Origin of the sequence: Rhizobium sp. CFBP 8752, from assembly GCF_014842035.1 — a bacterium.
In the GTDB taxonomy this organism is placed as follows: domain Bacteria; phylum Pseudomonadota; class Alphaproteobacteria; order Rhizobiales; family Rhizobiaceae; genus Neorhizobium; species Neorhizobium soli.
In genome coordinates, this window is record NZ_JACYUZ010000007.1 from 1 (window position 1) to 20,806 (window position 20,806).

Sequence of the window (20,806 nt, forward strand, 5' to 3'; positions counted from 1 at the left end):
GATCGACGCTGCTCCTGAAGAGAAGGCCCGCGGCATCACCATTTCGACGGCACACGTCGAATACGAGACGCCAAACCGCCACTACGCACACGTCGACTGCCCCGGCCACGCCGACTACGTCAAGAACATGATCACCGGTGCAGCGCAGATGGACGGCGCGATCCTGGTTTGCTCGGCTGCCGACGGCCCGATGCCACAGACCCGCGAGCACATCCTGCTTGCTCGTCAGGTTGGCGTTCCGGCAATCGTCGTGTTCCTCAACAAGGTTGACCAGGTTGACGACGAAGAGCTTCTCGAGCTCGTCGAACTTGAAGTCCGCGAACTTCTGTCGTCCTACGACTTCCCGGGCGACGACATTCCGATCGTCAAGGGTTCGGCTCTGGCCGCTCTTGAAGATTCGAACAAGAAGATCGGCGAAGACGCCGTTCGCGAACTGATGGCAGCTGTCGACGCCTACATCCCGACGCCTGAGCGTCCGATCGACCAGCCGTTCCTGCTGCCGATCGAAGACGTGTTCTCGATCTCGGGCCGTGGTACGGTCGTGACCGGTCGCGTCGAGCGTGGCATCGTCAAGGTTGGTGAAGAAGTCGAAATCGTCGGCATCCGCGCCACGACCAAGACGACTGTTACCGGCGTCGAAATGTTCCGCAAGCTGCTCGACCAGGGCCAGGCCGGCGACAACATCGGCGCTCTGATCCGTGGCGTACAGCGTGACGGCGTCGAGCGTGGCCAGATCCTGTGCAAGCCGGGTTCGGTTAAGCCGCACAAGAAGTTCATGGCAGAAGCCTACATCCTGACCAAGGAAGAAGGCGGCCGTCATACGCCGTTCTTCACGAACTACCGTCCTCAGTTCTACTTCCGTACAACGGACGTGACCGGTATCGTTTCGCTTCCTGAAGGCACGGAAATGGTTATGCCAGGCGACAACGTCACCGTTGAAGTCGAGCTGATCGTTCCGATCGCGATGGAAGAAAAGCTGCGCTTCGCGATCCGCGAAGGCGGTCGTACTGTCGGCGCCGGCATCGTTGCCTCGATCATCGAGTAATCGATAGATCAACCACTTGAAAAAGGCCTCGCGGGAAACCGCGGGGCCTTTTTCGTTACAGCGTGTTGAAATCGGTGAGGAGACGTCCGCAGGAAGCGCGTACGCCGTTCAGCCAAAGAGTTCATTCATATAGCGGAACTGCGTGCTGCCGCCTGGCTTGGCCCAGCTCTTCGGCAGGCGTGGCGCAGGCTCCATCAGCCGTGCTGCAACATTCTCGGCGCCTGCTTCAATCGCGTCTCTCCCGATGAAACCACCGCGGACCTGCGTCGTCGCGGCAAGCGCCCGCTGGAAGGCGTCGAACAGTTCCATGTCCGGCCGTCCCGGATTCGTCCAGAACTCCGCGAGTGGCTCTTGGAACGTCAGCCCGGGGATGTCGTATACCGCAGCGCCCAGCGCAACTACCGGCTTTGCCATCGATAGCGCGGTCAGTCCGACGGTCGAGTTGACTGTGACGACGCCGGCCGCGCGGGTGATAAGGTCGTCGGTGTCGCCCCCATCCGCATAGAAGACACGGTCCGATATTCCGTGGCGGTTTGAGGCGGCCCGGATGCGCTCGGGCCAGCGCGACAGTCCATTGTCGATCGGATGGACCTTGAACAGCAGGCGGTCGTTACTGCCTGCGTGCTTTGCGAAAGAAGCAATCACCGGATCGACGATGGCGAAGAGATCGCCGCCGGGGGCATGACGGATGATCTGGTAATCCCCAGGAAGCTGCAATGGAAACAGGAAGACCCGAGGCAAGCGCTCGCCATCCGCCGTCTGAATCGGGGTGAGGGCGGCTGTGGTCGCGAGATCGGCGTTCCGTCGCCGGGATTTCATCCTCAGCGCCTTCCAGATCCAGCCGGCATATTCCCTAACCGGATGCACGGGCCCATGGGTCCGGTAGTGGGGATGAACGAGCCATCCCAAGAGAACATTGGGAACGTGATAGACAAGATCGTAGAGCGCGTAGGTCAAGAAGCTGGAGCGGTAGCGTCCGACCCCGTCAATGGCCGGTGCGCTTTCCGCGATCATGCGGATACGCTCCGCATCCTGCGGGAAGCGAGAATGTGCCGACATGCCATCCGGCTCTATCGTCAGCCAGTCGGGCCGCAGATACCCGTGTTCGAGAATATGGACGTCAACGCCTCTGGCTGACGCAACGGCAGCCGCGCTGTGATGCGGCGCACGACCATCACCAAGCATGACGATATCGGTTACATTGTGATCGCTTATGTAGCGATCGAGATACAGTGCCCAATGTTCAGGCTTTTCGCGAAACAGTTCGCTTTTACGCGGCCACCAAAACGTAACATCACCTATGGATAGGTTGATCTTCGATACCTCTGCGCCTTTGTTTTCAATGGCTTCCGCGAGCTTCTTGAGAAACGGCGAGGCGGGTCCTTGAAGCAGCAGGAATCGGCGTTGATGCATGGCGACGTAACCTTGGGATATGCTTCGTGCGTAAAAGGCGCCATTGACGACGGTGGTGCCTTCGTGAAAGTACCGGAACTGTTTAACGGTAATTGTGTGAATTGGCATCCGTCTCACGTACGGGGAGCTGTGTATTACGTCGGGAGAACCCCGATCAGGCTAAACGACCCTCAATTTCATGAGCCCGAATCAAGCGGTATTGGCTTCGAATGACAAAAGTCCTGTTTCTCCAAGGTCCACCGTCCGTGTTCTGGCGCGAGCTGGCAAACGCGTTCGAAGCGCAGGGGATCGGTACGAAACGTGTGAACTTCTCGTTCGGAGACCAGGCCTACTGGCGAAAGTCCGGAGCGATCAACTATCGCGGAACGCTGAGGGCCTGGCCACGCTATCTGGCTGAACTCATCCGTCGCGAAGGCATCACCGACATTCTATATTATGCCGACCGGCTGCCCTACCATCGCTTTGCCGGACGCGTTGCACGTCGGTTGGGCATTCAGTGTCATGCCGTCGAGTTCGGCTATCTTCGGCCGGACTGGATCACGCTCGAACGCAATGGCATGGGCCGCTTCTCGCACTTCCCCAACGATCCGAACGTGATTCGCAAGGTTGCCGAGCAGGTTCCCGAACCGGATCTCAAGGCGCGCTACGGCCACACGTTCGGACAGGAGGCGACAAACGAGGTCATCTATAATCTCCTGGCATATTTCGGCCGCCCGATGTTCCCGTTCTACCGCTCGGACAAGTACTACGATCCGCTGTTCGACTATCTGTCGTGGCTGCCGCGCATGTTCCGTTCGCGCCACGATCTGCCAGAGGGATTTTTCGACGGCGAAACCGGCAAGAATTACCTCCTGGCTCTGCAATTGCAGAGCGACTACCAGATCCGAGCAAACTCTCCTTATCGGCATCTCTCTCAGATGATCGATCAGGTCATCCACTCGTTCTCGAGACATGCTCCCGAAAGCGCGCGGTTGATCGTAAAGCAGCATCCGCTCGACAACGATCTCGAGGGCTGGCGCAAGATCGTGTCGAAGATTGCCGCCCGCTACCGCGTCTCGAACCGGGTCGTGTTTATCGAAAGAGGTGATCTCGGAGCGATACTTCGCCATTCGCACGGGACGATCGTTGCCAACTCCACGACGGCGATGCACAGCCTGAGAGCCGGTCTTCCGACGATTGCGCTCGGTGCGGCAGTTTACGACATGCCCGGGTTGACCCATCAGGGCGGGATCGACTCGTTCTGGTCTGACCCCGAGCCGCTTGACGCGAACCTGCTGCGCGCCTTCATCAAGGCATTGGCCGGCACGGTACAGATCAAGGGCAATTTCTATCACGAAGAGGGCCGCGCGCTCGCGATCGAATCGATCATCACCCGCGTTCGCGACCGCACCGTCAACGAACCTGGCGCCTTCGTCGAACAACCGCCGCGTCTGGCATGGCAACGGCTTCCGCTGCCAACAGAGAGGCGCGTGCCGGCGTCCGGGACGGCGACGGGCGCCGTCGAGCTTTCAACGCGCGATCTTCTCCTGGGGAAGCCGGATCAAGTCTTGTCCCCGGTCTCGGCAAGAGATCTCGGCGACAACGTCGGCGGCAAATTCAGATAGCCTGGCAAAGTTCGAAAAACACTCTTGCCAAGTCCGGCGCAGCGTCTTAAAGGGAGCGCCTAGCCGGTGACGGAGCGGATCTTGATGGTCCGTCAGTCTTCGGTTTGAAGGGGTATAGCTCAGTTGGTAGAGCGGCGGTCTCCAAAACCGCAGGTCGTCGGTTCAAGCCCGGCTGCCCCTGCCAGCCTTCGCACAACACATAGCTTGCGACTGTAATTGATGGGCGCTGAGCGGTTGTTGTCCAAAGTTGGGAATTTCATGTAGGCACCTTTTTCCTCTTGTTTAACGGGAAATGGGTGTTTATGTAGGGAACAACAGACACGCGGTGCGTGGGGCTGAACGATATCGGCTTTACGTGCCGTAATTGCGTGGGCAATCGATGGCATCCAAAACCAATCCGGCAACGTTCTTCAAGCAGGTTCGTTCCGAAGCGTCTAAAATCACTTGGCCATCCCGCCGTGAAACCACGATCTCGACGATCATGGTTCTGGTCATGGTCGTGGTTGCGGCGCTGTTTTTCTTCGCTGCGGACCAGCTTATTGGCTGGTTGCTCGGCTTCGTGCTGAACGTCAGCGTTTGATCCTGGAGTATTAAGATGGCGGCCCGCTGGTACATCGTCCACGCATATTCGAACTTTGAGAAAAAGGTCGCTGAGGACATCGAGAACAAGGCTCGCCAGAAGGGGCTTGAGCATTTGTTCGAACAGATCCTCGTTCCGACGGAAAAGGTGGTGGAAGTGCGTCGCGGCCGAAAGGTCGATAGCGAACGCAAGTTCTTCCCAGGCTACGTCATGGTTCGTGCGAACCTGACGGACGAAGCCTACCATCTGATCAAGAACACGCCGAAGGTTACCGGCTTCCTTGGTTCTGACAACAAGCCTGTTCCGATCCCTGACTCCGAAGCCGATCGTATCCTCGGTCAAGTTCAGGAAGGTGTCGAGCGGCCGAAGTCCTCGATCTCGTTCGAGGTTGGTGAACAGGTTCGTGTTTCCGATGGTCCGTTCGCGTCGTTCAACGGCGTTGTTCAGGATGTCGATGAAGAGCGTTCGCGCCTCAAGGTCGAAGTGTCGATCTTTGGCCGCGCCACTCCGGTGGAGCTCGAATACGCTCAGGTCGAGAAGGTCTGATTGTTTTTGAATATGGGCTGCCATTGAGTTGGCGGCCCTGTGCGGCGTTTGCCGCAACCCGCGTGGAAGGTGAGGGGTCTAGCCGGACCTCGATAAGCCGCACCACGCAACCGCAGCCGCCGGTCAATCCGGCATTTCGGACCAAGATATCGGTCCATAACGAAAGGCAGAGAAATGGCTAAGAAAGTAGCAGGCCAGCTCAAGCTTCAGGTCAAGGCAGGATCGGCTAACCCGTCCCCGCCAATCGGCCCGGCGCTTGGTCAGCGTGGCATCAACATCATGGAATTCTGCAAGGCGTTCAATGCCGCCACGCAGGAAATGGAAAAGGGTATGCCGATCCCGGTCGTCATCACCTACTACCAGGACAAGTCCTTCACCTTCGCGATGAAGCAGCCGCCGGTTACTTATTGGCTGAAAAAGGAAGCGAAGATCACTTCCGGTTCCAAGACACCTGGCAAGGGTGGCAAGGCCGGTACCATCACCAAGGCTCAGGTCCGTGCGATCGCCGAAGGTAAGATGAAGGATCTCAACGCAGCCGACGTCGAAGGCGCAATGCTGATGGTTGAGGGCTCTGCCCGCTCCATGGGCCTGGAAGTGGTGGCTTAACATGGTAAAGCTCGCAAAGCGCATGAAGAAGATCCGCGAAGGCGTGGATCCGACAACGCTCATCGCTCTCACCGAAGCCATCTCGATGGTCAAGGAACGTGCGACGGCTAAGTTCGACGAAACCGTCGAAATCTCGATGAACCTCGGCGTTGACCCGCGTCACGCAGACCAGATGGTCCGCGGCGTTGTCAACCTGCCGAACGGCACCGGCCGTGACGTTCGCGTTGCTGTCTTCGCACGTGGCGCCAAGGCTGATGAAGCCAAGGCTGCTGGTGCAGACATCGTTGGCGCAGAAGACCTGCTGGAAATCGTTCAGGGCGGCAAGATCGATTTCGATCGTTGCATCGCAACTCCTGACATGATGCCGCTCGTCGGTCGTCTCGGTAAGGTTCTCGGCCCGCGTGGCATGATGCCGAACCCGAAGGTCGGTACTGTCACCATGGACGTTGCCGGAGCCGTCAAGGCTTCCAAGGGCGGCGCTGTCGAGTTCCGCGTCGAGAAGGCCGGTATCGTTCACGCCGGCATCGGCAAGGCTTCCTTCGATGCCAAGGCACTCGAAGAAAACATCCGTGCTTTCGCTGACGCCGTCATCAAGGCAAAGCCGGCTGGCGCCAAGGGCAACTACCTGAAGCGCGTCGCGATTTCGTCGACGATGGGCCCAGGCGTCAAGATCGAACCTTCGTCGGTCACAGCCGCTTAATGAATTGCCGGAGCCTTCGGGCTCCGGCTGCATGAATTCCCTCTTCCTTCGGGGAGTGGGAATTTCCGGAGAAATCCGGAATTCCTGTCCGAGATTGCAGGTGGTTTTCCCTTAATCACTTGGCCTGCATGAGACGGGTAAGAACGCAGATTTTCGGCGCTCCGGCGTTGTCAATTCGGTTCGAGCCTTGTGTGCCTTAAGCCTGAAGCCTTCTTGGCGACAGAGCGGGGGGACAGGATCCTCAACCGCCACGGACGGTCCGTCAAACGATCGTTCGAGGCAAAGGCAAACCCGGTAGGGCCTGCAGGATTGCGGTCCTATCAACTGGAGACAGACAGTGGAAAGAGCGGAAAAACGCGAATTCGTCACGGAGCTGAATGAAGTCTTCAAGGCTTCTGGTTCAGTTGTCGTGGCCCACTATGCTGGTGTCACAGTTGCGCAGATGAACGACTTCCGTTCAAAAATGCGTGCTGCTGGCGGCACCGTCAAAGTCGCGAAGAACCGCCTGGCCAAGATCGCTCTTCAGGGTACGGAAGCAGAAGGGATCTCCGATCTCTTCACCGGTCAGACACTCATTGCCTACAGCAATGACCCGATCACTGCTCCCAAAGTCGTCGTGGATTTCGCCAAGACCAACGACAAGATCGTTGTCCTCGGTGGAGCCATGGGAACAACCACGCTCAACGCAGAAGCAGTCAAGTCGCTTGCGACCCTGCCTTCGCTGGACGAGCTTCGTGGCAAGCTGCTGGGCCTCTTGAACGCCCCGGCTACCCGCATTGCAACGGTTGTATCCGCACCAGCAGCTCAGCTTGCTCGCGTGTTTGCGGCTTACTCAAAGAAGGACGAAGCCGCGTAAGGCGGTTTTTCGCTGTTCAAAACCAAGTTCGAACCGAATATAAGGAACTGATAAAATGGCTGATCTCGCAAAGATCGTTGAAGACCTGTCCGCCCTGACCGTTCTGGAAGCTGCTGAGCTTTCCAAGATGCTCGAAGAAAAGTGGGGCGTTTCGGCTGCTGCTCCTGTCGCAGCTGCTGCTGCTGGCGGCGGTGCTGCTGCTGTCGTTGAAGAAGAAAAGACCGAATTCGACGTTATCCTCGTTGAAGCCGGCGCTAACAAGATCAACGTCATCAAGGAAGTCCGCGCAATCACAGGTCTCGGCCTGAAGGAAGCTAAGGACCTCGTCGAAGGCGCTCCTAAGGCTGTCAAGGAAGCCGTTTCCAAGGCTGAAGCTGCAGACCTCAAGAAGAAGCTTGAAGACGCAGGCGCCAAGGTCGACGTCAAGTAATATCGGAATACGGTGGGGGAGATCAGTCTCCCCCGCTTTCTTCCTCCGAAACTATTACCCAGGGATCGTGAAAACGGCCCCTGGGTAATGGGTTCTCAAGAGGATGGTCCTGAACCGAACCGAGAAGGCAATCCGGCCTTTCGCTTTCGGGAAGTAGGACGAGTTTGAGAATACCATGTTCGACGGGATCGACTGGCCAGCGAACCCCGTCCGTTGCAGGCCCGGATGCAATTTTGAAGGAGCGACGATGGCTCAGACCCTTTCATTTAACGGTCGCAGGCGCGTACGCAAGTTTTTTGGGAAAATCCCCGAAGTCACAGAAATGCCGAACCTCATCGAGGTTCAGAAGGCGTCTTACGATCAGTTTCTGATGGTTGAAGAGCCGAAGGGTGGTCGTCCGGACGAAGGCTTGAACTCCGTGTTCAGGTCTGTCTTCCCGATCAGCGATTTCTCCGGCGCTTCCATGCTCGAATTCGTGTCCTACGAATTCGAACCGCCGAAGTTCGACGTCGAAGAATGCCGTCAGCGCGATCTGACCTACGCAGCGCCTCTCAAGGTGACGCTGCGTCTCATCGTGTTTGATATCGACGAGGATACGGGCGCGAAGTCCATCAAGGACATCAAGGAACAGTCCGTCTACATGGGCGACATGCCGCTCATGACCGACAACGGCACGTTCATCGTGAACGGCACCGAGCGCGTCATCGTGTCTCAGATGCACCGTTCGCCAGGCGTGTTCTTCGACCACGACAAGGGCAAGAGCCACTCGTCCGGCAAGCTGCTTTTCGCTGCTCGCGTCATTCCGTATCGCGGTTCCTGGCTCGACATCGAATTCGACGCCAAGGACATCGTCTACGCGCGTATCGACCGTCGCCGCAAGATCCCCGTCTCGTCGCTGCTGATGGCACTCGGCATGGACGGCGAAGAAATCCTGTCGACGTTCTATACGAAGTCCAACTATGTTCGCGACGGCGAAGGCTGGCGCATTCCGTTCAACGCCGAAACCCTCAAGGGTGCCAAGGCGCTGTCGGAAATGGTTGACGCCGACACAGGCGAAGTCGTTGTGGAATCCGGCAAGAAGCTGACCCCGCGTCTGCTTCGTTCGCTGACCGAGAAGGGCCTCAAGGCCATCAAGGCAACGAATGACGACCTCTACGGCAACTATCTGGCCGAAGACATCGTCAACTACTCGACGGGTGAGATCTATCTCGAAGCCGGCGACGAAATTGACGAGAAGACCCTCAAGGTCATCCTCGACCACGGTTTCGACGAGATCCCGGTTCTCGGCATCGACCACATCAATGTTGGCGCCTACATCCGCAACACGCTGGCCGCAGACAAGAACGAGCATCGTCAGGATGCACTGTTCGACATCTACCGCGTCATGCGTCCGGGCGAGCCGCCGACGATGGACTCGGCCGAAGCCATGTTCAATTCGCTGTTCTTCGATTCGGAGCGTTACGATCTCTCCGCCGTCGGCCGCGTGAAGATGAACATGCGTCTCGACGTCGACGCTCCAGACACGATGCGCGTTCTGCGCAAGGACGATATCCTGGCCGTGGTCCGCATGCTCGTCGAACTGCGTGACGGCAAGGGCGAAATCGACGACATCGACAACCTCGGCAACCGCCGCGTTCGTTCTGTCGGCGAACTGATGGAAAATCAGTACCGTCTGGGTCTGCTCCGCATGGAGCGCGCCATCAAGGAACGCATGTCGTCGATCGAGATCGACACCGTGATGCCGCAGGACCTGATCAACGCGAAGCCGGCTGCTGCCGCGGTTCGCGAATTCTTCGGTTCCTCGCAGCTGTCGCAGTTCATGGACCAGGTGAACCCGCTTTCGGAAATCACCCACAAGCGTCGTCTTTCGGCACTTGGCCCGGGTGGTCTGACCCGCGAGCGCGCAGGCTTCGAAGTCCGCGACGTTCACCCGACCCACTACGGCCGAATCTGCCCGATCGAAACGCCGGAAGGCCCGAACATCGGTCTGATCAACTCGCTTGCAACCTTTGCCCGCGTCAACAAGTACGGCTTCATCGAAAGCCCGTACCGCAAGATCATCGATGGCAAGGTAACGAAGGACGTCGTCTATCTCTCCGCTATGGAAGAGGCGAAGTACTACGTTGCGCAGGCGAACTCGGAACTCACCTCCGAAGGCACCTTCGTTGAAGAGTTCGTGGTCTGCCGCCATTCCGGCGAAGTCATGCTGTCCCCGCGCGACACCGTCAACCTGATGGACGTTTCGCCAAAGCAGCTCGTCTCCGTCGCAGCGGCTCTGATCCCGTTCCTCGAAAACGACGACGCCAACCGCGCCCTCATGGGGTCCAACATGCAGCGTCAGGCGGTTCCGCTGGTTCGCGCCGAAGCGCCGTTCGTCGGCACCGGCATGGAGCCTGTGGTTGCGCGTGACTCCGGCGCGGCGATCGCTGCCCGCCGTAGCGGTGTTGTGGACCAGGTGGATGCGACCCGTATCGTTATCCGTGCAACGGAAGACCTCGAATCCGGCAAGTCCGGCGTCGATATCTACCGCCTGCAGAAGTTCCAGCGCTCCAACCAGAATACCTGCGTCAACCAGCGTCCGCTGGTCGCCGTCGGCGACATTCTGAACAAGGGCGACATCATCGCTGACGGTCCTTCGACCGACCTCGGTGACTTGGCTCTTGGCCGCAACGCGCTCGTCGCGTTCATGCCTTGGAACGGCTACAACTACGAAGACTCGATCCTCATGTCCGAGCGCATCGTGTCTGACGACGTGTTCACCTCCATCCACATCGAAGAATTCGAAGTGATGGCGCGCGACACGAAGCTTGGTCCTGAAGAAATCACGCGCGACATTCCGAACGTATCGGAAGAAGCGCTGAAGAACCTCGACGAAGCCGGCATCGTCTATATCGGCGCCGAAGTTCAGCCGGGCGACATCCTCGTCGGCAAGATCACACCGAAGGGCGAAAGCCCGATGACGCCTGAAGAAAAGCTTCTGCGCGCCATCTTCGGTGAAAAGGCTTCCGACGTTCGCGACACGTCCATGCGTATGCCTCCGGGCACGTTTGGCACCGTCGTCGAAGTTCGCGTCTTCAACCGTCACGGCGTCGAAAAGGACGAACGTGCGATGGCGATCGAACGCGAGGAAATCGAACGCCTCGCCAAGGACCGCGACGACGAACAGGCGATCCTCGACCGTAACGTCTACGGCCGTCTGATCGAGATGCTCCGTGGTCAGGCGTCTGTCGCCGGTCCGAAGGGCTTCAAGAAGGGCGTCGAGCTCTCCAACGCCGTCGTCTCCGAATATCCCCGCTCCCAGTGGTGGATGTTCGCGGTCGAAGACGAAAAGGTCCAGGGCGAGATCGAAGCACTGCGTGGTCAGTACGACGAGTCGAAGTCGCTGCTCGAGCATCGCTTCATGGACAAGGTCGAAAAGGTCCAGCGCGGCGACGAAATGCCTCCGGGCGTCATGAAGATGGTCAAGGTCTTTGTCGCTGTGAAGCGCAAGATCCAGCCGGGCGACAAGATGGCCGGCCGTCACGGTAACAAGGGCGTTGTTTCGCGTATCGTGCCTGTCGAAGACATGCCGTTCCTCGAAGACGGTACCCACGTCGACATCTGCTTGAACCCGCTGGGCGTGCCTTCGCGCATGAACGTCGGTCAGATCCTCGAAACCCACCTTGCCTGGGCTTGCGCCGGCATGGGTAAGAAGATCGGCGAGCTCCTCGACGAATACCGCAAGACCATGGACATCGGCGAGCTGAAGACAGTTCTGACCGACGTGTATGCCAGTGAGGCCAAGAACGAAGTCGTCGACTTCGACGATGACTCTTTGGTCAGACTTGCCGAACAGTCCCGCAAGGGCGTCTCCATCGCAACGCCGGTTTTCGACGGTGCGCATGAACCGGACGTTGCTTCGATGCTGAAGAAGGCAGGTCTGCACGAAAGCGGTCAGTCGACCCTGTACGACGGTCGTACCGGTGAAGCCTTCGACCGTCAGGTGACTGTCGGCTACATGTACATGATCAAGCTGAACCACCTTGTGGACGACAAGATCCATGCGCGTTCGATTGGTCCGTACTCGCTCGTCACCCAGCAGCCGCTCGGTGGTAAGGCTCAGTTCGGTGGTCAGCGCTTCGGGGAAATGGAAGTCTGGGCTCTGGAAGCTTACGGCGCCGCCTACACCCTGCAGGAAATGCTGACGGTGAAGTCGGACGACGTGGCAGGTCGTACCAAGGTCTACGAGGCGATCGTCCGAGGCGACGACACGTTCGAGGCAGGCATTCCGGAGAGCTTCAACGTTCTCGTCAAGGAAATGCGCTCGCTGGGTCTGTCGGTCGAACTGGAAAATTCCAAGCTCGATACGGCTGACGCACTGCCCGACGCGGCTGAATAAAATTTGACAAGGGGCGTGCGGGGGCAACCGCGCACGCCATTCCCTCCGCCGGTGGAGTTTGCATCGGGTGAGGGGAGTTTTGCCGCATTCTGCGGTTATTGTCATTTATGGATCGAGGATCGGCATCCCGGGAATTTGCCGGTACCGCGACCCGACTGAGGGCGTTACGCCCCATCAAGGAGACAGGCATGAACCAAGAGGTCATGAACCTTTTCAACCCGACAGTGCCCGCACAGCACTTCGATTCGATCCGGATCTCGATTGCGAGCCCGGAAAAGATCCTGTCGTGGTCCTACGGCGAGATCAAGAAGCCGGAAACGATCAACTATCGTACGTTCAAGCCTGAACGCGATGGTCTTTTCTGCGCGCGCATTTTCGGACCTATCAAGGACTACGAATGCCTGTGCGGCAAGTACAAGCGCATGAAGTACAAGGGCATCATCTGCGAAAAGTGCGGCGTTGAAGTCACGCTGTCGCGCGTTCGCCGCGAGCGCATGGGCCATATCGAGCTCGCTGCTCCGGTTGCCCACATCTGGTTCCTGAAGTCGCTGCCTTCGCGTATCTCGACACTGCTCGACATGACGCTGAAGGATGTCGAACGCGTTCTGTATTTCGAGAACTACATCGTCACCGAGCCTGGCCTGACGTCGCTGAAGGAAAATCAGCTTCTGTCGGAAGAGGAATACATGATCGCCATCGACGAGTTCGGTGAAGATCAGTTCACGGCGATGATCGGTGCTGAAGCCATCTACGAGATGCTGGCATCGATGAATCTGGAAAAGATCGCTGGCGACCTTCGCACGGACCTTGCTGAGACCACTTCGGATCTCAAGCAGAAGAAGCTGATGAAGCGTCTGAAGATCGTCGAGAACTTCATGGAATCCGGCAACCGCCCGGAATGGATGATCATGAAGGTCGTTCCGGTAATCCCGCCGGATCTGCGCCCGCTGGTTCCGCTTGACGGCGGCCGTTTCGCGACGTCCGACCTCAACGATCTGTACCGCCGCGTCATCAACCGTAACAACCGTCTGAAGCGCCTGATCGAACTGCGCGCTCCCGGCATCATCATCCGCAACGAAAAGCGCATGCTGCAGGAATCTGTGGACGCGCTGTTCGACAACGGCCGTCGTGGCCGCGTCATCACCGGTGCCAACAAGCGTCCGCTGAAGTCGCTGTCCGACATGCTCAAGGGCAAGCAGGGCCGCTTCCGCCAGAACCTTCTCGGCAAGCGCGTCGACTATTCCGGTCGTTCGGTCATCGTGACCGGTCCGGAACTGAAGCTGCACCAGTGCGGCCTGCCGAAGAAGATGGCGCTCGAGCTGTTCAAGCCGTTCATCTACGCCCGTCTCGACGCCAAGGGTTATTCCTCGACCGTCAAGCAGGCGAAGAAGCTGGTTGAAAAGGAAAAGCCGGAAGTTTGGGATATCCTCGACGAGGTCATCCGCGAGCATCCGGTTCTTCTCAACCGCGCACCGACGCTCCACCGCCTGGGTATCCAGGCCTTCGAACCGATCCTGGTTGAAGGCAAGGCGATCCAGCTGCATCCGCTCGTCTGCACGGCCTTCAACGCCGACTTCGACGGTGACCAGATGGCTGTTCACGTGCCGCTCTCGCTGGAAGCCCAGCTTGAAGCCCGCGTGCTCATGATGTCGACCAACAACATTCTGCACCCGGCAAACGGCGCGCCGATCATCGTTCCTTCGCAGGACATGGTTCTCGGCCTGTACTACCTGTCGATCCTCAATCAGAACGAGCCGGGCGAAGGCATGGTCTTCTCGGACATGGGCGAACTGCACCATGCTCTGGAAAACAAGGTCGTCACCCTGCACGCCAAGATTCGCGGTCGTTTCAAGACGGTCGATGAGGACGGCAAGCCGGTTTCGAAGATCTATGAAACGACACCTGGTCGTATGATCATCGGCGAACTTCTGCCGAAGAACTTCAAGGTGCCGTACGAGACCTGCAACCAGGAAATGACCAAGAAGAACATCTCCAAGATGATCGACACGGTCTACCGTCACTGCGGTCAGAAGGACACGGTCATTTTCTGCGACCGTATCATGCAGCTCGGCTTCACCCACGCGTGCAAGGCTGGCATTTCGTTCGGTAAGGACGACATGATCATCCCGGACTCGAAGGTGAAGATCGTCGGTGATACCGAAGCCCTCGTGAAGGAATACGAACAGCAGTACAACGACGGCCTGATCACTCAGGGCGAGAAGTACAACAAGGTCGTAGACGCCTGGGGCAAGGCCACCGAGAAAGTCGCCGAAGACATGATGGCCCGCATTAAGGCTGTCGAATTCGACGCAGAGACCGGTCGCCAGAAGCCGATGAACGCGATCTACATGATGTCCCACTCCGGCGCCCGTGGTTCACCGAACCAGATGCGTCAGCTGGGCGGCATGCGCGGCCTGATGGCGAAGCCGTCGGGTGAAATTATCGAGACCCCGATCATCTCGAACTTCAAAGAAGGCCTGACCGTTAACGAGTACTTCAACTCGACCCACGGTGCCCGTAAGGGTCTCGCAGACACCGCCTTGAAGACGGCGAACTCCGGTTACCTGACGCGTCGTCTCGTCGACGTGGCCCAGGACTGCATCGTCAACATGGTCGATTGCGGCACCGAGAGCGGTCTCACCATGACCGCCATCGTTGACGCCGGTCAGGTCGTTGCGTCCATCGGTACCCGCGTTCTCGGTCGTACGGCCCTCGACGACATCGATCATCCGGTCACGGGTGAGCGCATCGTCGATGCTGGTCGCATGATCCTCGAGCCCGATGTCATCGAGATCGAAAAGGCCGGCATTCAGTCGATCCGTATCCGCTCTGCACTGACCTGCGAAGTTCAGACAGGCGTATGCTCGATCTGCTACGGCCGTGATCTTGCGCGCGGTACACCGGTCAACATGGGTGAGGCTGTCGGCGTTATCGCTGCTCAGTCGATCGGTGAGCCGGGTACCCAGCTTACCATGCGTACCTTCCACTTGGGCGGTACGGCTAACGTGGTCGACTCGTCGTTCCTGGAAGCGTCCTATGAGGGCACGATCCAGATCAAGAACCGCAACATGCTGCGCAACTCGGAAAACGTTCTCGTCGCGATGGGCCGCAACATGTCGGTCACCATTCTCGACGAGCGTGGTGTCGAGCGTTCGTCGCAGCGCGTCGCCTACGGTTCGAAGCTGCATGTCGATGACGGCGACAAGGTTCGTCGTGGTCAGCGTCTTGCAGAGTGGGACCCCTACACACGCCCGATGATGACGGAAGTCGCCGGTACGGTGTTCTTCGAGGACATGGTCGACTCGATTTCGGTATCGGAATCGACCGACGAATCCACGGGTATCACCAAGCGTCAGGTTATCGACTGGCGTTCGACCCCTCGCGGTATCGATCTCAAGCCTGCAATCGTCATCAAGGACGCTTCGGGTGCGATCATGAAGCTGTCGCGTGGTGGTGACGCCCGCTTCAACCTCAACGTCGATGCCATCCTGTCCGTAGAACCGGGCAGCAAGGTATCGCAGGGCGATGTTCTGGCGCGTATCCCGATGGAAAGCGCCAAGACCAAGGACATCACCGGTGGTCTGCCACGCGTTGCCGAACTGTTCGAAGCTCGTCGTCCGAAGGACCACGCCATCATCGCTGAGATCGATGGTACGATCCGCCTCGGCCGCGACTACAAGAACAAGCGTCGCGTCCAGATCGAGCCTGCTGAAGACGGTGTCGAAGCAGTCGAATACCTGATCCCGAAGGGCAAGCCCTTCCACCTTCAGGAAGGCGACTACATCGAAAAGGGCGACTACATCCTCGACGGCAATCCTGCGCCGCACGACATCCTGGCGATCAAGGGCGTGGAAGCACTCGCTTCCTACCTGGTCAACGAAATCCAGGAAGTTTACCGTCTGCAGGGCGTTGTCATCAACGACAAGCACATCGAAGTGATTGTTCGTCAGATGCTTCAGAAGGTCGAGATCACCGATAGCGGCGACAGCCAGTATATCGTCGGTGACAATGTCGACCGGATCGAGCTTGACGATGCCAATGACCGTCTCATCGAGGAAGGCAAGAAGCCTGCCTTCGGCGACCCGGTACTCCTCGGCATCACCAAGGCATCGCTGCAGACGCCGTCCTTCATCTCGGCTGCATCCTTCCAGGAAACCACCAAGGTTCTCACGGAAGCTGCAATCGCCGGCAAGACGGATACGCTGCAGGGTCTGAAGGAAAACGTCATCGTCGGCCGTCTCATCCCGGCTGGTACTGGCGGCACCATGACGCAGATCCGCCGCATCGCCACTTCGCGCGACGACCTCATCCTTGAGGAACGCAAGAAGGGCTCCGGCGCTGGCTCGGCTACACCGATGCTGCAGAACATGAACCCGGAAAAGACTCCGGCCGAATAAGGCTGCGAGGGTAGGGCGCCCGGAAACGGGCGCTCTCTTTTCAGGAACGCACGACAAAAAAACGCCCGGAGCGATCCGGGCGTTTTTGTTTTGCTGTATTCAGACAATGGTCAGTCGAAGCGGATGATCGCGACTTCGCCCTCAAGCGCACCTTGATAGGCGGACGCATGCGGTTCTTCCGGCGGCTCGTCGGTCAGGACGCCGATCTGATCGAGGTCGGCCTCTAGGAAGCCTTCTTCGGTGAGCGCGTTCAGCGCCTCGCGTACGGCGGAGTCATCGTCGGGTGCCCGCAGGATGACATGCATCTCGATGCCTTCGCCGCCCTTGGTCTCGTAAGCCTTGCCGATGATGATGAAAATCATCGGGTCATCGAGCGTGTTGTCGTTATCGGCGGGGTTTGCCATGTGCAATCTCCAAGTAAAGGGGCTGACGCTTCATTGTCATCAAGAGGCAAGAGCGAGGAATGTTCCAAAACCTCCTTTATTGCCATATTCAGTGATTCCCAAACGGAAATGCCGGGGTCAAACTTTAATGTTTTGCGGCGGCTTTTCAGGAGATCGAAAACCCCGGTAAACAAGGCTTTCCGCCATTATTTTCGGGCCAGCTCTTGACGCAGAAGGGTTAAGTCAGTAAACGCCGCGGCATCGGACACCATGTGAGACATGTGCGTCTGGAGAGTCTTTCTCCGGAGTTCGCCTCAAACAGGTTTCCAAAAAACGCACGTTGACTACAAGAATGCTGCACGCACGACGCGTTTTCAATGCGTCCTCTGCCTTATGTGGTCCATCCGGATACGGATCGGGCCACGTTTCGTGCATGAGGAGATGTGTGTGTCGCCGCCGGAAACGGCATCCGAATGGTCCCGAAAGGGGCTTGAAAGAAGATTTTGCAAGGGATGGGTATATGCCTACCGTAAACCAGCTGATCCGTAAGCCACGCCAGGCACAGGTAAAGCGCAACAAGGTTCCTGCTCTGCAGGAAAACCCGCAGAAGCGCGGCGTTTGCACCCGCGTTTATACGACGACCCCGAAGAAGCCGAACTCGGCTCTGCGTAAGGTTGCCAAGATTCGCCTCACCAATGGCTTCGAAGTCATCGGCTACATTCCGGGTGAAGGTCACAACCTGCAGGAACACTCTGTCGTCATGATCCGTGGCGGCCGCGTAAAGGACTTGCCAGGCGTTCGTTACCACGTCATCCGCGGCGTTCTCGATACCCAGGGCGTCAAGAACCGTAAGCAGCGCCGTTCGAAGTATGGTGCGAAGCGTCCGAAGTAATCCTTCGGATTTCCAATTTTCCGGCGCTGCGCGAGGTTCTCCGCGTGATAAAGCGTCTAAACCGTTTGAGAGACGAGTAATATGTCCCGACGCCATAGTGCAGAAAAGCGTGAGATCAATCCGGACCCTAAGTTCGGCGATTTGATCGTCACCAAGTTCATGAATGCCATCATGCTTCACGGCAAGAAGTCTGTCGCCGAAAGCATTGTCTACGGTGCGTTTGACTCCGTGCAGGGCAAGGCCAAGTCCGATCCGCTCGGCATCTTCCACACAGCCCTCGACAACGTCGCTCCGCACGTCGAAGTCCGTTCGCGTCGCGTTGGTGGTGCAACCTACCAGGTCCCGGTCGACGTTCGCCCGGAGCGCCGTCAGGCTCTCGCCATCCGCTGGCTGATTGCTGCTGCCCGCAAGCGTAACGAAACCACCATGATCGATCGCCTATCGGGCGAACTCATGGATGCTTCGAACAACCGTGGCAGCGCCGTCAAGAAGCGTGAAGACACCCACAAGATGGCGGACGCAAACCGCGCATTCTCGCATTACCGTTGGTAATCTTCACCCGATCGAGTTTCGAAAGGCAGTCCTATGGCTCGCGAATATAAAATCGAAGACTACCGCAACTTTGGTATCATGGCGCATATCGACGCCGGCAAGACCACGACCACAGAGCGGATTCTTTACTACACGGGCAAGTCGCACAAGATCGGCGAAGTTCATGATGGTGCCGCCACCATGGACTGGATGGAGCAGGAGCAGGAGCGTGGGATCACCATCACCTCCGCTGCGACCACGACCTTCTGGAAGGGCCGTGACGGCAAGATGCGCCGCTTCAACATCATCGACACTCCCGGCCACGTCGACTTCACCATTGAAGTCGAACGTTCGCTGCGCGTGCTCGACGGTGCGATCGCTCTTCTCGACGCCAACGCAGGCGTAGAGCCGCAGACGGAAACCGTCTGGCGTCAGGCCGAGAAGTACCATGTCCCGCGGATGATCTTCTGCAACAAGATGGACAAGACCGGCGCTGACTTCTACCGCTCGGTAGAAATGATCAAAACCCGTCTCGGCGCCATCGCTGTTGTCATGCAGCTCCCGATCGGTGCAGAAACCGAGTTCAAGGGCGTCATCGATCTGATCGAGATGAATGCCCTGATCTGGCGCGACGAGTCGCTCGGCGCTGCCTGGGACGTCGTCGAGATTCCTGACGACATGAAGGAAAAGGCTGCCGAATACCGCGAGAAGATGATCGAACAGGTCGTCGATATCGATGAAGAAGCCATGGAAAACTACTTGAACGGCATCATGCCGGACAATGACAAGATCCGTGCGCTGGTTCGTCGTGGTACCATCGACGTCAAGTTCCATCCGATGTTCTGCGGCACTGCGTTCAAGAACAAGGGCGTTCAGCCTTTGCTCGACGCCGTTGTCGAATATCTGCCTTCGCCGCTCGACATCCCGTCCATCAACGGTATCGACGTCAAGACCGAAGCCGAAATCGCCCGTCATCCGTCGGATGATGAGCCGCTTTCGATGCTGGCCTTCAAGATCATGAACGACCCCTTCGTTGGTTCGCTCACCTTCGCCCGTATCTATTCCGGCAAGCTCACCAAGGGCACGGCCGTCATGAACACGGTCAAGGAAAAGCGCGAGCGCGTCGGCCGCATGCTGCAGATGCACTCCAACTCCCGTGAAGACATCGAAGAAGCCTTTGCAGGCGACATCGTGGCTCTCGCAGGTCTCAAGGAAACCACGACCGGCGACACCCTGTGTGATCCGCTGCACCCGGTTATCCTCGAGCGTATGGAATTCCCTGAGCCGGTCATCCAGATCGCCATCGAGCCGAAGACAAAGGGCGACCAGGAAAAGATGGGCCTCGCGCTTAACCGCCTGGCTGCTGAAGATCCTTCGTTCCGCGTCAAGACGGATGAAGAATCCGGCCAGACGATCATCGCCGGCATGGGCGAACTGCATCTCGACATCCTCGTCGACCGCATGCGTCGTGAATTCAAGGTAGAAGCCACCGTCGGCGCGCCGCAGGTTGCCTACCGCGAAACCATCACACGCACGCACGAAGAAGATTACACGCACAAGAAGCAGTCCGGTGGTACCGGTCAGTTCGCGCGCGTCAAGATCGTCTTCGAACCGAACCCGGATGGCGACGAATTCAAGTTCGAATCCAAGATCGTTGGTGGTTCCATTCCGAAGGAATACATCCCCGGCGTTCAGAAGGGTATCGAGAGCGTTCTGTCTTCGGGTCCGCTCGCGGGCTTCCCGATGCTCGGCGTCAAGGCAACCCTGATGGACGGCGCCTTCCACGACGTCGACTCCTCGGTCCTCGCGTTCGAAATCGCATCGCGTGCTTGCTTCCGTGAAGCGGCAAAGAAGGCTGGCGCACAGCTTCTCGAGCCGATGATGAAGGTCGAAGTCGTGACCCCGGAAGATTACGTCGGTGACGTGATCGGCGACTTGAACTCCCGTCGTGGCCAGATCCAGGGCCAGGAACAGCGCGGCATCGCGATCGTTATCAACGCTCACGTTCCGCTCGCGAACATGTTCAAGTACGTCGACAACCTGCGCTCCATGTCGCAGGGCCGTGCACAGTATTCGATGACCTTCGATCACTACGCACCGGTTCCGTCGAACGTCGCGACCGAAATCCAGGCTAAGTATTCCGGTCAGAAGTAATCGGAATACCGATCCAAAATACGCCTCGGCCTAGTGCCGGGGCGACAACAAGAATTGGAGCCCTTGAGGGCTCACGCAAAATGGAGAGCCGGAAATGGCAAAGAGCAAGTTTGAGCGCAATAAGCCTCACGTCAACATTGGCACGATCGGTCACGTCGACCACGGCAAGACGTCGCTGACTGCGGCGATCACGAAGTACTTCGGCGAATTCAAGGCCTACGACCAGATCGACGCTGCTCCTGAAGAGAAGGCCCGCGGCATCACCATTTCGACGGCACACGTCGAATACGA

General features: G+C 58.2%; 16 protein-coding genes and 1 tRNA gene. 15 read left to right on the forward strand and 2 right to left on the reverse strand.

What is annotated here, in order from left to right:
• Positions 1–1,045: elongation factor Tu (gene tuf / locus IFT59_RS22870; protein WP_192088394.1), on the forward strand; the 1,045-nt coding region annotated here is incomplete at its 5' end.
• 108 nt (positions 1,046–1,153) lie between these two features.
• Here the strand turns inward: tuf and IFT59_RS22875 are convergent.
• Positions 1,154–2,458, reverse strand: coding sequence for a capsule biosynthesis protein (locus IFT59_RS22875; RefSeq protein WP_192088395.1), 1,305 nt, complete (start codon positions 2,456–2,458; stop codon positions 1,154–1,156).
• A gap of 209 nt (positions 2,459–2,667) precedes the next feature.
• On the opposite strand from IFT59_RS22875, the gene IFT59_RS22880 reads away from it, so the two are divergent.
• From IFT59_RS22880 to rpoC, 10 genes are all read left to right on the forward strand, one after another.
• Positions 2,668–4,062, forward strand: coding sequence for a capsule biosynthesis protein (locus IFT59_RS22880; protein ID WP_192088396.1), 1,395 nt, complete (start codon positions 2,668–2,670; stop codon positions 4,060–4,062).
• A gap of 108 nt (positions 4,063–4,170) precedes the next feature.
• A tRNA-Trp gene (locus tag IFT59_RS22885) sits at positions 4,171–4,246 on the forward strand.
• A 195-nt stretch (positions 4,247–4,441) separates the two neighbouring features.
• Complete coding sequence (gene secE, locus IFT59_RS22890; protein WP_062453170.1) at positions 4,442–4,642, forward strand: preprotein translocase subunit SecE; 201 nt, start codon at positions 4,442–4,444, stop codon at positions 4,640–4,642.
• A 15-nt stretch (positions 4,643–4,657) separates the two neighbouring features.
• The gene (gene nusG, locus IFT59_RS22895; protein ID WP_062453169.1) at positions 4,658–5,188 is read left to right on the forward strand and encodes a transcription termination/antitermination protein NusG; all 531 of its coding nucleotides are present in this window, start codon (positions 4,658–4,660) and stop codon (positions 5,186–5,188) included.
• Between the two features lie 174 nt (positions 5,189–5,362).
• Positions 5,363–5,794 (forward strand): 50S ribosomal protein L11, encoded by a 432-nt coding sequence (rplK, locus tag IFT59_RS22900; RefSeq protein WP_062453168.1) that lies wholly within the window; start codon positions 5,363–5,365, stop codon positions 5,792–5,794.
• 1 nt (position 5,795) lies between these two features.
• Positions 5,796–6,494 carry a 50S ribosomal protein L1 gene (gene rplA / locus IFT59_RS22905; protein ID WP_062453167.1) on the forward strand — a complete coding sequence of 233 codons (699 nt, stop codon included), beginning with the start codon at positions 5,796–5,798 and terminating at the stop codon, positions 6,492–6,494.
• Positions 6,495–6,831: 337 nt separating this feature from the next.
• The gene (rplJ, locus tag IFT59_RS22910; protein ID WP_062453166.1) at positions 6,832–7,350 is read left to right on the forward strand and encodes a 50S ribosomal protein L10; all 519 of its coding nucleotides are present in this window, start codon (positions 6,832–6,834) and stop codon (positions 7,348–7,350) included.
• Between the two features lie 55 nt (positions 7,351–7,405).
• Positions 7,406–7,780, forward strand: a complete 375-nt coding sequence (gene rplL, locus IFT59_RS22915; protein ID WP_062453165.1) for a 50S ribosomal protein L7/L12 — start codon at positions 7,406–7,408, stop codon at positions 7,778–7,780.
• A gap of 247 nt (positions 7,781–8,027) precedes the next feature.
• The gene (gene rpoB / locus IFT59_RS22920; protein ID WP_062454716.1) at positions 8,028–12,158 is read left to right on the forward strand and encodes a DNA-directed RNA polymerase subunit beta; all 4,131 of its coding nucleotides are present in this window, start codon (positions 8,028–8,030) and stop codon (positions 12,156–12,158) included.
• 188 nt (positions 12,159–12,346) lie between these two features.
• Positions 12,347–16,555 (forward strand): DNA-directed RNA polymerase subunit beta', encoded by a 4,209-nt coding sequence (rpoC, locus tag IFT59_RS22925; RefSeq protein ID WP_092665502.1) that lies wholly within the window; start codon positions 12,347–12,349, stop codon positions 16,553–16,555.
• Between the two features lie 110 nt (positions 16,556–16,665).
• Here rpoC and IFT59_RS22930 read toward each other — a convergent pair whose 3' ends face one another.
• On the reverse strand, positions 16,666–16,959 hold the full coding sequence (locus tag IFT59_RS22930) for a hypothetical protein (RefSeq protein WP_062453163.1): 294 nt from the start codon (positions 16,957–16,959) through the stop codon (positions 16,666–16,668).
• Between the two features lie 499 nt (positions 16,960–17,458).
• Between IFT59_RS22930 and rpsL the strand changes: the two genes are divergently transcribed.
• The 4 genes from rpsL to IFT59_RS22950 form a co-directional block, all read left to right on the forward strand.
• Entirely contained in the window at positions 17,459–17,830 is a 372-nt protein-coding gene (rpsL, locus tag IFT59_RS22935; RefSeq protein ID WP_042618537.1) for a 30S ribosomal protein S12, read from the forward strand.
• Positions 17,831–17,911: 81 nt separating this feature from the next.
• Positions 17,912–18,382 (forward strand): 30S ribosomal protein S7, encoded by a 471-nt coding sequence (rpsG, locus tag IFT59_RS22940; protein WP_062580266.1) that lies wholly within the window; start codon positions 17,912–17,914, stop codon positions 18,380–18,382.
• Positions 18,383–18,415: 33 nt separating this feature from the next.
• On the forward strand, positions 18,416–20,515 hold the full coding sequence (gene fusA / locus IFT59_RS22945; RefSeq protein ID WP_062453161.1) for an elongation factor G: 2,100 nt from the start codon (positions 18,416–18,418) through the stop codon (positions 20,513–20,515).
• A 94-nt stretch (positions 20,516–20,609) separates the two neighbouring features.
• Positions 20,610–20,806, forward strand: a 197-nt coding sequence (locus IFT59_RS22950) for a GTP-binding protein (protein WP_016734010.1), incomplete at its 3' end; no start/stop codon positions are given.

Bases quoted from the DNA above. Each gene is read 5' to 3' on its own strand.
- IFT59_RS22875 (WP_192088395.1), bottom strand. From the start codon at position 2,458: ATGCATCAACGCCGATTCCTGCTGCTTCAAGGACCCGCCTCGCCGTTT.
- IFT59_RS22880 (WP_192088396.1), top strand. From the start codon at position 2,668: ATGACAAAAGTCCTGTTTCTCCAAGGTCCACCGTCCGTGTTCTGGCGC.
- secE (WP_062453170.1), top strand. From the start codon at position 4,442: ATGGCATCCAAAACCAATCCGGCAACGTTCTTCAAGCAGGTTCGTTCC.
- nusG (WP_062453169.1), top strand. From the start codon at position 4,658: ATGGCGGCCCGCTGGTACATCGTCCACGCATATTCGAACTTTGAGAAA.
- rplK (WP_062453168.1), top strand. From the start codon at position 5,363: ATGGCTAAGAAAGTAGCAGGCCAGCTCAAGCTTCAGGTCAAGGCAGGA.
- rplA (WP_062453167.1), top strand. From the start codon at position 5,796: ATGGTAAAGCTCGCAAAGCGCATGAAGAAGATCCGCGAAGGCGTGGAT.
- rplL (WP_062453165.1), top strand. From the start codon at position 7,406: ATGGCTGATCTCGCAAAGATCGTTGAAGACCTGTCCGCCCTGACCGTT.
- rpoB (WP_062454716.1), top strand. From the start codon at position 8,028: ATGGCTCAGACCCTTTCATTTAACGGTCGCAGGCGCGTACGCAAGTTT.
- rpoC (WP_092665502.1), top strand. From the start codon at position 12,347: ATGAACCAAGAGGTCATGAACCTTTTCAACCCGACAGTGCCCGCACAG.
- IFT59_RS22930 (WP_062453163.1), bottom strand. From the start codon at position 16,959: ATGGCAAACCCCGCCGATAACGACAACACGCTCGATGACCCGATGATT.
- rpsL (WP_042618537.1), top strand. From the start codon at position 17,459: ATGCCTACCGTAAACCAGCTGATCCGTAAGCCACGCCAGGCACAGGTA.
- rpsG (WP_062580266.1), top strand. From the start codon at position 17,912: ATGTCCCGACGCCATAGTGCAGAAAAGCGTGAGATCAATCCGGACCCT.
- fusA (WP_062453161.1), top strand. From the start codon at position 18,416: ATGGCTCGCGAATATAAAATCGAAGACTACCGCAACTTTGGTATCATG.